Genomic DNA, 13,343 nt, shown 5'->3' on the forward strand with positions numbered 1-13,343 from the left:
AGCAAATTATAAATCGAGAACCCCTACCATTTGCTTTTACATCAAATCCGGTTGAGTAACTATAACTTGCATCTTCCATCTTTCTAAAACCAGGGCTTGGTTCAGAATATGGCATTACGTGCTTAGAACCAGAAGGGTTATTTCTTAAAAAGCCTCACGGAGCGCTGCTTTTCAAGAAATAACCTGTCCTATAGATGTCATAAACAGCATATGCCCAAACGGAAGAGAGGTGGGGTTTCGCCCCACCTCTCTTCCGTTTGGGCATAAGTAAAATTACACCTCAATCACAACTTGCAGATCCCCATCTCGCCTCACGACTCGGCAAGCAGTTTGATCATGCAATTGCTCAAATTCCAAATCCAGCCGAGTTTGGCCAATATGGAGGTTGTTGACAGAGAGGTACTGAATTGACGGAGGCAGCGAGGGCCGCACGATACGCAGCATGCCATTGGGAGCATCGGGTTGAAGATTGACCATGACCTGTAGCAATTGGAACAGGCAGCCTGTAGACCAGGCCTGAGGTGAGCAGGCTACCGGGTAGGCCACTGGGCTAGTTGTGGGTGTGCGTTCCGTACCGCACAACAGCTCGGGGGGACGGTAATAGCGTTGGCGGGCTGTCATGTCTAAAATGCCCTGGGCGATCGCCAACGCCTGCTCAGTACGACCAATCGTTCGCAACCCGGTGGCAATAATACCATTGTCATGGGGCCACACGGAACCAAGATGGTAGCCCATGGGATTATAAGCTGGGGACTCACTACTGAGGGTACGAATGCCCCATCCGCTAAACATATCGGGAGCTTGCAGACGTTCAGCCACGGCCAAAGCCTGTTCAGGTTGGAGAATCCCTAACCCCAGGCAATGGCCAGGATTGGAGGTGATGCTATCTACAGGACGGCCTTCACCATCTAGAGCCAGGGCAATGTAGCGCTGATCGGGCATCCAGAAGTCTTGGGTAAACCGCTGTTTCAAATCCTGAGCTGCTTGTTGCCAACGTTCGGCCAGATCTGGGCGTTGCTTTAGGCTGGCGATCGCGGCCATCTGCATGCGAGCCGCATACACATACCCTTGCACTTCTGAGAGGGCGATCGCTCCCTTAGCCAGGTTCCCATGGCGATCCACCATACTTTTTTCGGTGTCCTTCCAACCCTGATTCAGCACGCCTTTCGGGGATAGACACTGATAGGTGAGATAACCTGTGGCTGCGCTGCTGCGATCGATCCACTCCATAGCGGCCAGAGCATTGTCCCAGAGGTCGTCGAGCAGTTGGCGATCGCCTGTCCAGGCGTAGTGCTTGCAGTAGAGCAGTAACCAGAGGGGCGTTGCATCCACTGTGCCATAGTAAGGCGTGTGAGGAATTTCGCCACAACGGGCCATTTCTCCCAGACGCAATTCATGCAGAATCTTGCCGGGTTCCTCTTCCCGCCAGGGATCAACCTTCTTCCCCTGATATTGAGCCAGCACCGTAAGGGTTTGCCGGGCCAGTTCCGGATCTAGCATGAGCGTTTGCGTAGCCGCAATCAACGCATCCCGCCCAAACAGCGCGGCAAACCAGGGCACCCCAGCAGAAAGCGCTGTATTGTTATCTTTACCAAAGGTTTGACCCAGCAAAAACAAGTCCTTCTCGGCCTGTTCCAGAATGGTATTGATAATGGGCTTATCACTGCGAATGTGGGTAATGCGCTCACGCCATCCCTGTTCCTCCTTCGCTTCGGCGGCGATCGCCTGACTCAAGGTCGTCGGGCCACTGGTTGCAGATGCGGGTTGACCAGCGATTAATGGCTGTACCCAATAACCCAACACCTCCGTTTCATGGGGAGCCAAGTTAACGTGCCAACGAGCTGTGTAATCCTGACATTGATCGGGTGGACGATGAAGAAATCGAATCCGTGACTCCATCTCGATCTGGTCAATGCCCTGGTAAGCCAACCGCAACTCGGGTGCATCTGCTGAAGATTGTTCTTGCCACGGATAGCGCTGAATTTTTCCCCATCGTTGTCGCTGCCAGCCCCGAATTTCAAACAGGTCAACAAAATCAGCATCCAGGCTCAGGCTTAACTCGAACTGCACGGACTGCATGCTGTAATTCGTCAGAGTGATCTCTTCAAACAGCCCACCCTGCAACACCATATCCCGCTGAATCCAAATACTTTCCACAGGAAGTTGATCGTTAATCCACGGATTCGTGCAAGACACAGAGAGGGCAAATCCCTGATTTGCATTGCTGCTGAGCAACGTTGGCGATCGCCCCTCAATCTGCAATTCGAGGTAACTGAGGAACCGAGTATCACGGCAAAATAGCCCCAGGCTGGCGTTAGGTCGCCCATCTTCCCGTGGTAAATTTCCCAGGTTATCGCTGATAAACAGCAAATCATTATCCTTTAACAACAGTGTTGCCAAAGGCTTCTTGGGTGCTGCATAGGGCCACTGCGAAGATGGCATCTGCTCCGCAGTAGAGGGTGGGCGCTCGGTGAGTGCTGAGTTAAGTTCGGTTGGGTCAGTCATAAGGTTGGATCGGTGGATGGATAGGGGGGCAAGGGGTGAGGGGGCAGGGGCGTTAGGAGCCAGGGGGGACGGAGGTAAGAGTTAAGGCGTAGGCTTTATGAGTGCTCAGGTGATGACTATCGGGGCCATGAATGCAGGTTTTCTAGAAGGCTGTATTGGCATAGACTATAAAGCTTTCGCTCATGAGCTCACGACAGAGTAACCCCGCTAAAAACGCACACAAGCCTGATCCGAAACCAAGCAAGCCGAGGGGGCCTAACATTATCCATGCAAAACCTCTTTTTCGAGGGAGCCTGGAAGACGGGCAGCGGTTCCCCATGCAGGGGATAAGGGCGGTGTTGCCCTAAGCCAGGACTGCGGGACCGAACGATAATCCTCAACAGTGGCTATCTAGAATCCTGTACCAACGCTTTGATCCCCACGGCTTCTATCGCTAGAATGGCAGGTTTTGGAAAAGCTTGGGTTCGTTATAGAAGGACGAATCGCTATTTGTCCCTACAGATTCTAAGAAAATCAACTACCGCTATAACTCTTCTCAAAACTAATAGCGAATCTGCCATTCTAAAACCTACTAAGGGGTGATGCCTTACGATAGGGCTAATATTCTAATACCGTTTTATATGAAGCTGCTCAGCGTTTAAAGTTTAGATTTCACGATATTAAATCCCTCTTCAGTAGGAGAGTAAAAGCAAGCTAATCCCAACGCAAGGGAGGGGCCGTTTTTGCGTTAACCATGACATCGTAATGCTGAACACGGCATCAACGCAGCACCATGAGTATTAAACGCTGGCTCTGGCAACGGTGGAAATTCGCCCAGGGGTTGCAATTCTATGCGACCTACGCACCGCTTGGAATGATGTACTCGTGGAAACGCGATCGCATTGAAGCCATGTTTCCTGGCCCCCCACCTGGGCAACCTGTTACTCCGGGCAAGCTCAATCAAGCAGAACCCATTGCCAATGGAGCTAAGTTTTACTTCGAAGAAGCAGAGCTCGAAATTTATTTCCTGACTGCGGATCTGGTGCGTGTCACGTGGCAACCAGGATTGTTACCTGTGCCCTATGCGATCGCCCGCACCGAATGGCCTGACGTGCCTGTAAACCTGCAAGATACTGAAGGGGGATGGTCAGTCTCCCCCATTCACACGGGAGCTGTCTCCAAAATTCAGGTCAATCAAGACGGTAGCTTGCAATTTTACGATGGCAACGGTCAGGTTTTCCGCCATACATTGCCTCCTGTACGAGCCGGAGTCGCCCTCACGGATGAAGCCTCCCTGCGTCCCGAAGAAGCAGTCTACGGCCTGGGCGAACGGGCCTTCCCACTCAACTTACGAACCGCTCGCGAGAAGATTGAGAAAGGCTCCCGCAAAGGTCAGCACACCGACCAGCCCAAAGTATTCCGAATGTGGAACTATGATGCGGCTGGGCGGTACATGCCAGAGCAAGACCCCATGTATCTCTGCATTCCCATCTACATGGGGTTAAATGACCTGGGCAGCTATCTGGTGTTCTACGAAAACTCCTTTGAAGGTTCCATCACCTTTAGTGACACCGCCAAGGCTGAGTTCACGGGTGGTAGCCTGCGCTACTACATCTCCAGTGGTAGCCCAGCCGAACTGCTTGAGCGGTATACCGACCTGACCGGGCGATCGCCCCTACCGCCCCTCTGGTCTCTGGGCTATCATCAATCTCGCTGGGGCTACCGCAACGAAGATGCCATCCGAGAAACCTACCGGAACTTCGAGAAATATGACCTGCCCCTCAGCGCTATCCATCTAGATATTGAAGTGCAAACAGGGTTCCGGGCTTTCACCATTGACCCCGATCGCTTTCCAAAACTCGGCCAGTTTGTGCAAGAACTTCAGGCCCACGATATCAAATTCATCACCATTGTCAATCCCGGTATTAAGTACGAACGCCACGGCACAGCATTCCTTCAGGGACGGATCCTTGAAGCATTCTGTACCACGCCCGATGGTGAGCTGATCGTTGCTCCTGTATGGCCCGGTTGGACCGTCTTTCCTGATTACACCCATCCGCGCGTCCGCCGCTGGTGGACACGCCAGTACGCCTACTTGTTAGAAGTCGGTGTCGCTGGGTTTTGGCACGACATGAATGAACCGGCTGTTTTTTCTGGCAGCGGTGATCCCTCTCTTCCAAAGGCAACCCGGCACTACATGGAAGGGCGCGGCGGCGACCATCGTGAAGCCCATAATGTGTATGGGATGATGCAAACCCAAGCCGCCTTCAGTAGCCTGCGGGATTACCGCCCTAACCATCGTCCCTTTTTAGTGACCCGAGCTGGATGGGCCGGTGTACAGCGCTACTCCTGGACCTGGACCGGGGATGTTTATGCATGTTGGCCTAATTTGAAGCTCACGATGTCTATCGTTATGGGTTTGGGGCTATCAGGTGTTCCTTATAGTGGCTGTGACATTGGAGGTTTCCAGGGCAATCCTAGCCCCGAGTTGTATCTCCGGTGGTTCCAAATGTCCTGTTTCTTTACCTTCTGCCGTACCCATTCTTCCAATAATGCTGAGCACCGGACTCCCTGGATGTATGGCGAGCCTACCGTCAGCCTGATTCGTGAAGCGCTGCGGCTACGCTATCGCATGTTGCCCTATTTCTATACCCTCGCCTGGGAAACGGCCCAGACTGGGGTGGCACCTGTACGTCCTGTCTTCTGGAATGATTCCAGTAATTCAAAACTATGGTCAGTAGATGACCAGTTCTTGTTAGGGGATGCTCTGCTGGTGTGCCCTGCTACGGAGGATGGGCAGCGATCGCGCTCCGTTATCCTTCCCAGTGGTCACTGGTACCACTTCTGGGACGATCGCCTGCTGGAAGGTAACACAACCGTAGAACTGGAAGCCCCCATTGAGCACATTCCCCTCCTGGTAGAAGCAGGTCGCATTCTCCCCATGAGCGAGAAGGAGGAATTAACTCTCCACCTCTACTCACCTCAGAATGAAAACCGCACCACAAAACTTTATAGTGATGCTGGAGATGGCTATGAAGAATCTCGGGTGGATTACTTTCATGTAAGGCGCGAGGGTCAGGGTATAGAGCTGATTTGGGAGCAACATGGAGACTATGTCTTCCCTTACAAATCCATCATTGTGCATGTCCATGGAACTACCGCACAGCAAAGCTGGATGGATGATGTAGAGATGCCCTGTGAGGAAAATCAGATACGATGCGATCATACATTCCATCGCATGTATATCGCTCTTAAGGAAGTCTAGACGCAAACCCAAACAAACGCATTTTAGCTATCTGAATTCTTATATTTTGGATAGCTAAATATGCTTTCTTGAGTACAAGAAAAAAACTCTAAAACCCAATTTTTTGTTGTGGGAGCTTCACCTTCACAACAAAATTGGGTTTTAGAGGTAGTTCTATTTTTTGTTCCGTACTGAAGGTGTTGTTATAAGAGAGAGGTAGGATTTCGTTCTACCTCTCTCCTTTTGGTAAAAGCTAGTGGGTGACAGCCATATTACTGCAAGTTGATCTTGGCATTCTCACCACTTCCTGCTCTTTCTCCCGTAGCCGTAGCCTTGATAAAGCCCAGAGTTTTGGCGACCCAACCTGCTGGCGAATCCCAATACTCAGCTTGCTCTACAGTGATTTTGAGCAATGCAATGTTAGGTTCATCTAACTCCTGCGGAAACCAGGCTTTAAGGGAGGGATGCCATAACTCCTGCATCTTTGTACGATCCCTTACTACCTCTGCTCTGCCTGAAATAGAAACATACGTTTGTTTGTCAGGGGCTGAGTAACTAACATTGACCTGATGTTCCTGCTCGACCTCGGCCACTTTATGAGAGGTTACATCGGTGAAGAACCAAAGTATGCCATCCGCATCAATTTCCTTGTGAGTTGCCATCGGCCGACTACGCAAGTAACCGTTATCGATTGTCGTCAGCATTCCATACTCAATGTCCTTGATCAGGCTTTGTAGCTTCTGAATCTGATTGCTTTGTTCAATCGCAGAAGTCATAGCTTTTCCTCTTCGGGTATATCTCTAGTGATAAACGAAGGAGCATTGAATCTAATCCAACAAAGGTTGGATTTTTCTTGTCAATTGTTCAATCAACACTCCGAATAGTTTTTCTAAAACCCTTGTTTTGCATGCGCTTAGCGCATGCAAAACAAGGGTTTTAGAAAAACTATCCGAACTAATGTTAAATATAGAACTCAAAAGATCGGGCCGCCTGCTTCACGGTCAGCACAATCTTTTGGATCTTATGGCAATGGGTGCATCCCACTTTTGCAGATTTAGAAACCCACTTTTGTAAGTGATATTATGTCGGGTTAAATGCTTATGATAAAAAGTGGTGCGACGCTTTGCGCCGCACCACTTTTTATCATAAGCATTTAACTTTACTTGTAAGTGAGATGCATCCTATAGCAACTACCTACTTAATAAAATGATGTTGCCGATTGATTACTTAAAAAACTTGATGTTGCTAGGGAAGTAGAACATGTATCCTGGAATAATTGAGATGTCAGCTTGCGAACCAATCTTAACAATAGTTAATTTAGTGGTCTTTCAACATACCGACGATAAAAACTATTCAAATTTTGTGTAAGTACTGAACAGTGCTAATTGAGGGGCAACTTAATATAATGATTCCATTCTTTTATGACAAGCTTATCTATTTAGTGCTGATTTCTCAGGGCAACTGTGACCCGTGGGAACCCCAGTTGATGTGGTTATCGACAGGTTCGGATGGCCTCATCATATTGGCTTTTGCTTTGTTTTTGGTGGTACGGCTTGCTTTTCTACTGAAAGCCAGCTCCGGCAAGGCAGGCGAAAAGGGTGGAAACGAATCCGCCCTTTCTGCTTATGTTAGTAGAACGAGCTTTGAATCGATTCATCAAGGACGGAACTTGCCCTACTTTTGGCACCAGTTTCTTAGGCTGCTTGGTGTTCATGTTGATATCAGCGATCGCACACTGGCTGAACAGACCCTAAAAACACAGCGAGATTTCAATCAGCTCATTGCTGAAATCACGAGTCGATTTGTCAATCTGAGCTCCGATAGTCTGGATGCAGAGATTGAACGAAGCTTGCAGCTTATAAGTGAGGTTATTCAGGTAGACAGCAGCTATCTAGTCACATTTGATTTAGATAACAGCACCATGAGCATGACCCACGAGTGGTCTCAACCTCACTGCCCCTGTCGAATTTCACATCTACAACATGTTCCTTTCGCTGCGTTTCCCTGGTCAGTCGCCAAGTTGCAACAACGAGAAATTGTTTATGTACCAAATGTTGCAGAGCTTGGCCCCGAGGCGGCAATTGATCAACTGGGTTGGCAGCGCTTTGGTTTAGTCGCAGTCCTCTCCGTCCCTCTGATAGGGCGTATGGGAGTTGTCGGGTTATTTGGGTTTGCTTCTTTCAGCCAACCTGTGCTCTGGAATGAGGAGACGGCTCGGCTGCTAGGAATACTGGGGCAAACCATTGCCAATGCTCGGCAGCAAGCACAAGCTGAGCAGCAATTAGCCATGAGTGAAGAGCGACTACGGTTAGCGCTGGGTGCTGCAAATCAGGGGCTTTATGACCTCAATATCCAGACGGGGGAAGCAGTGGTCAGCCCTGAATATGCTCTTATGCTAGGTTATGACGACCCCGTTACCTTTCACGAAACTCATGCCTGGTGGCTGGAACGCCTTCACCCTGATGATCAGGAACCTGTAGCGGCGATCTATCAAGCCTACATTGCAGGAACCCTACCCCAATACAAAGTAGAATTTCGCCAACGCACCCAGTCTGGCGACTATAAATGGATTTTATCCTCAGGTAGAGTCGTAGCATGGGATGCCGACGGCCAGCCGCTACGAATGATAGGAACCCATACCGATATTGATGATCGCAAACGGGTAGAGAATCAGTTGCATGATCTGAGCGATCGCCTCAACCTGGCCGTACAGGCCGCCAAAATGGGTGTGTGGGATTGGGATATCGCCAACAATCATTTGAGTTGGGACGATCGTGTTTACGAGCTTTATGGGCTTCAGCGGGCCGGAGACATTACCTATCGAGACTGGGAAGCGGTGATCTACCCGGATGATTTGGCCTACTGTCAGGCAACGATACATCAAGACTTGGCAGAGAGAGGCGAGGGGACTATTGAGTTCCGTGTGCAGCAGTCAGATGGTAGCCTGCGCTATGTTGCCTCCTATTACCTGATTGCACGGGGGACTGATGGTCAGCCCGTGCGTTGCACTGGGGTCAACTTAGATGTTAGCGATCGTAAACAAGCAGAAACAGAGCGGTTTCAGGCAGAAAAGCTCCGCCTGGAGTTAGCCCTGCTTGAAAACATTCTTGACGGAGTTTTGGCTGGATATTGGGATATGAACTTTTCAGCCAAAACCAACTACTGGAGTCCCGGCATCAAGCGGATGTTTGGATACAGGGAAGATGAATTACCGGATGAGGTTGATACCTGGCAGAAGCTAATTTTTGCAGAAGATCTACCAGAGACGTTGGCATGTCTCGATCGCCATATACAAAGTCATGGCGAGGAACCTTTTTATAGTGAAGTGCGATACCGACACAAGAATGGCTCCACGGTTTGGGTAATTTGTGCTGGCCAAGTGATTGATTGGGATATTACCGGGCAACCCTTACGGATGGTTGGTTGCCACGTAGATATTACACAGCTCAAGGAAACAGAAGCCCAGCTTCAAAAAAGCGATATTCACTTGAGGCAAGCTCAACGCATTGGCAAACTTGGTAGCTGGGAGCTTGACCTGGTTACTCAAAGAATTAGCTGGTCTGAAGAAGTCTTTCGTTTATTCAAACGTGACCCAGTCGAGGGGACGCCAAAATCTTTTAGGGAGCTTCAGCAACTGATTCACCCGGATGATCGCGACCTGCATCAGCGAAGCATCCAACAAGCCATTGACACTCACCAACCCTACGACATTGAGTGCCGTATCTGCTGTACCGATGGCTCTATTGCGTACATGCAATCTAAAGGAGAAACATTGGTCGATAAAGCAGGAAATGTGATCCTTTTAACCGGTACAACATTGGATATTACGGAACGTAAACAAATTGAAGCGAAACTGTTAGAAAAGACAGTTCAACTAAAAGCGTCTAATCAAGAACTGGAAGCTTTTGCCTATTCTGTATCCCATGATCTACGTGCTCCTCTACGGGCAATTGATGGGTTTAGCAAAGCCCTACTCGAAGACTATGGTGATCAATTTGACGCAGAGGGAAAGGACTATTTTGCTCGCATACGGCATAACGTCCAGCGGATGAGCATGTTAATTAATGATTTACTGAACCTCTCTCGTATTTCTCGCTATGAAATGCAACCTAAGACGGTAAACCTCTCCAAACTCGTAGAGCGGCAAGCAGCGGAGCTAAAAGCCTCAGAACCAGAGCGACAGGTAGAGTTTGTGGTTGCACCCAATGCGATCGTATCTGCCGATTCAACGTTGATGTCGGTGACAATCACTAACTTGATGGCAAACGCCTGGAAGTTCACCAGTCATCATTCCTCTGCACGGATTGAATTTGGCATAATCAAACAACATGGAGAATTAATTTATTTTATCCGTGATGATGGAGCAGGCTTTGATATGACTTATGCAGCGAAACTGTTTGGCGTCTTTCAACGCTTGCACAATACGGATGAGTTTCCGGGTACTGGCATTGGGTTAGCTACAGTTCAACGGGCAATTCATCGGCACGGTGGGCAGGTCTGGGCAGAGGCCGCTGTAGAGCAGGGTGCTACCCTCTATTTCACGATCCCTAAGCTACTCACCGGAGTAAACGCTTAAGCTATGACTTCCCTGCGCACCATTGTCCTCGTGGAAGATAATCCTGATGATGAACGCCTCACCATCCGTGCTCTTCGACGCGGCAAATTGGCAAATGAAATTTTGGTCGCTCACAATGGTGAAGAAGCCTTAGAGCTAGTTGGTAGGTTAGACTCGCTTCCCTGTGTCATCCTGCTCGATCTCAAATTGCCGAAACTAGATGGGTTGGAAGTTCTTCGAGAACTGCGGGCCAATGAACGCACTCGCCTGTTGCCTGTTGTTATACTCACCTCATCCAGTGAAGACCGAGATATTGTTGAAAGCTATAGCCTCGGTGCCAATAGCTATGTGCGAAAGCCTGTTGAGATGGAACACTTCACGGAAGCTGTGCGGCAATTAGGGCTTTACTGGGCGTTACTCAATGAACCGCTGCCAGAGGGAGGGATAGCGTTATGAGTGAATCCCTCAAGGTCTTAATCGTCGAAGATTCCGAGGATGATGCTCTACTGATATTACGGGAACTGCGCCGGAGCGGCTTTGATTTAACCTGGGAACGCGTGCAAACAGCGGATGCACTACGGAATGCTTTGATGTATCAATCCTGGGATTTGATTATTTCTGATTATCGCTTGCCCAGCTTTGATGCCCGAGCCGCTCTAGAAATTGTCCAGCAAAGTCAACTCGATTTGCCCTTTATTGTGGTGTCAGGCACGATTGGGGAAGAGGCTGCAGTCGCCCTGATGAAGAAGGGAGCCCACGACTATTTGATGAAAGGGAATCTAACCCGGTTGGCAGAGGCAGCACGACGAGAAGTGCGCGAGGCACTTGTTCGGGCAGAACGTAGGCATGCAGAAATCCAACTCCACCAGACGGCGGCACGAGAGCAGTTAATTCGCATGGTAACGGAGCGGATTCGACAGTCCCTCAATCTGGACGACATTCTGCGAGTTACCGTGACGGAAGTACGCCAGGTTTTACAGACCGATCGCGTGATTCTCTTCAAGCTCAACCCTGAGGGGCAGGGCCATGTTGTGCAGGAGTCCGTTAACGAGAATTGGCAGGCTATTTTGGGCCAGGAGATTGGCGATCTATGTCTGAAATTAGAGTTGCTCACTCATTATTTTGATGAACAGGTGCGAGCGATCGCCGACATTGACGATGCTCGTATTCCACCTTGCTATGCAAATTTCCTCCGGCAGTTCCAGGTTCGGGCTAATCTTGTGGTGTCTATCATGCAACCCAACGGGTTGTGGGGATTGTTAATTGCCCACCACTGTACTCAACCACGACAGTGGACAGAGGATGAAATTCAATTATTAAAACAACTGGCGAATCAAGTCGCCATCGCTATTCAGCAAGCTAATCTCTATCGACAAACTCAGTTGGAGCTGGCAGAACGCCAGCGGGCAGAAACTGCTTTGCAACAACTGAATCAGGAGCTTGAACAACGGGTACGGGAGAGAACTCAATCCCTGCAACAACAAGCTGAACAAGAACGGTTATTGCGTTTAATTATTCAAAATATTCATCGCTCGCTGGATTTAGAGGAAATTTTAGCAACTGTATTGAACGAAACCCGTCAGACGCTTCAGGTTGACCGGGTTGCGGTTTATCAATTTGCAGAGGATTGGAGTGGGGAGTTTATTGCAGAGTCGGTAGGAGATGGGTGGGTACCCCTGGTGGGAGGGCACATCAAGAAGAGATGGGAAGACACCTATTTGCAGGAAACTCAGGGAGGACGGTATCAAAATAATGAAATGTTCGCAGTTAACGACATCTATGCTGTTGGGCACGCCCGGTGCCACATCGATTTACTGGAGCAATTTCAGGCGAAAGCTTATGTGATTTCCCCCATTTTTGTGGATGAGAAACTCTGGGGCTTTTTGGCGGCCTACCAGAATAGCGGAGCCCGCGAGTGGCAATCCTGGGAGGTGAGTTTGTTACGGCAGATTGGCATCCAAACAGCGATCGCTTTACGTCAATCTCGCTTATATCAAGCAGCTCAAAGTCAGGTAAAAGCGCTGGAACAGTTGGGACAGTTGAAGGATGATTTTCTCAGTACCGTTTCTCACGAACTGCGATCGCCCCTGGCTAATATCAAAATGGCCATTCAAATGGTGAAGCTAAGCCTGAGCCATCCAGGGCTTCAGGGCGATCGGCTCACCCGCTACGTCGAAATCCTGGAGGAGGGCTGCACCCAGGAACTCAACTTGATTAACGACCTGCTGGACTTGCAACGTCTGGAAGCTAATGTTCAAGTGCTCGACTTAGAAAGCGTTGATTTGAATGATCTGCTAGTTTCTATTGCTGAACCCTTTTTTGTTCGTACTCAGGAACAACAACAGCAACTCACTGTGGACTTGTCTCCTGATCTCCCCTGCATCACAACGGATGTATCGGCACTGAACCGAATTATCGTTGAACTGCTACACAACGCCTGTAAGTACACGCCGCCCCATGAGCAAATTATCCTAACGTCCTGGGTTAAGGATAGGACTGTGCAAATTCAGGTCTGCAACTCTGGGGTAGAACTTCCAGCCGACGTTTTACCTCACCTATTTGAGAAGTTTTACCGCGTCGCCAATGTCGATCGCTGGAAACATGGTGGCACCGGCCTAGGACTAGCCCTGGTAAAACGTTTAGTGGAACATTTAAGCGGTTCTATTAAGGCAGAAAGTTTTAACGCTCTTGTTCGATTTACCGTGCAACTTCCTCTTGAAATACAGGAATCGTAAATGTTCAGGGCTTACGCATTTATGTTGTGTGTGATGTGCTTCGCACACTACACACAACATAAATGCTCCAAATATGGTGAGCGTGCGTAAGCCCTAATATTTTTTGAATGGTAGGGTAATACATGCTTTGAACCAGAAGGTTATTGAACGTGCTTCGTACATCCAAAAAATCTACAATCAAGACAGAGTTCGCGCAGTGCACTTTTTCCGGGTTTTAGGATGCATTTGCAATCTACAAAACTATTCGCGGCGGTCCTCATGGTAAGCTTCAAAGCCGAGAGTTCGTGCTTGTAGGGCACGAACTCTCGGCTTTGAAGCCCGAAGA

The 13,343-nt window shown here is 49.3% G+C and carries 6 protein-coding genes; 4 read left to right on the forward strand and 2 right to left on the reverse strand.

Going from position 1 to position 13,343, the window contains the following annotated elements:
- Positions 1-273: 273 nt before the first annotated feature.
- On the reverse strand, positions 274-2,505 hold the full coding sequence (locus NDI52_RS13015) for an amylo-alpha-1,6-glucosidase (protein WP_190775792.1): 2,232 nt from the start codon (positions 2,503-2,505) through the stop codon (positions 274-276).
- Between the two features lie 772 nt (positions 2,506-3,277).
- On the opposite strand from NDI52_RS13015, the gene NDI52_RS13020 reads away from it, so the two are divergent.
- Positions 3,278-5,749 carry a glycoside hydrolase family 31 protein gene (locus NDI52_RS13020; protein WP_190775791.1) on the forward strand — a complete coding sequence of 824 codons (2,472 nt, stop codon included), beginning with the start codon at positions 3,278-3,280 and terminating at the stop codon, positions 5,747-5,749.
- Between the two features lie 251 nt (positions 5,750-6,000).
- Here NDI52_RS13020 and NDI52_RS13025 read toward each other — a convergent pair whose 3' ends face one another.
- On the reverse strand, positions 6,001-6,504 hold the full coding sequence (locus NDI52_RS13025) for a pyridoxamine 5'-phosphate oxidase family protein (protein ID WP_190775790.1): 504 nt from the start codon (positions 6,502-6,504) through the stop codon (positions 6,001-6,003).
- A gap of 629 nt (positions 6,505-7,133) precedes the next feature.
- Between NDI52_RS13025 and NDI52_RS13030 the strand changes: the two genes are divergently transcribed.
- From NDI52_RS13030 to NDI52_RS13040, 3 genes are read left to right on the forward strand one after another with little or no spacing between them, the layout of a single operon-like run.
- A complete protein-coding gene (locus tag NDI52_RS13030; protein WP_190775789.1) occupies positions 7,134-10,304 on the forward strand; it encodes a PAS domain-containing protein in 3,171 nt (1,056 codons plus the stop codon).
- Between the two features lie 3 nt (positions 10,305-10,307).
- The gene (locus NDI52_RS13035; protein WP_190775788.1) at positions 10,308-10,739 is read left to right on the forward strand and encodes a response regulator; all 432 of its coding nucleotides are present in this window, start codon (positions 10,308-10,310) and stop codon (positions 10,737-10,739) included.
- The gene (locus NDI52_RS13040) at positions 10,736-13,018 is read left to right on the forward strand and encodes a GAF domain-containing protein (protein WP_190775787.1); all 2,283 of its coding nucleotides are present in this window, start codon (positions 10,736-10,738) and stop codon (positions 13,016-13,018) included. The genes NDI52_RS13035 and NDI52_RS13040 overlap by 4 nt, the downstream gene beginning before the upstream one ends.
- Positions 13,019-13,343: the final 325 nt, after the last annotated feature.

This window comes from Leptolyngbya sp. PL-A3, from assembly GCF_039962325.1.
Taxonomy (GTDB): domain Bacteria; phylum Cyanobacteriota; class Cyanobacteriia; order Elainellales; family Elainellaceae; genus Vacuolonema.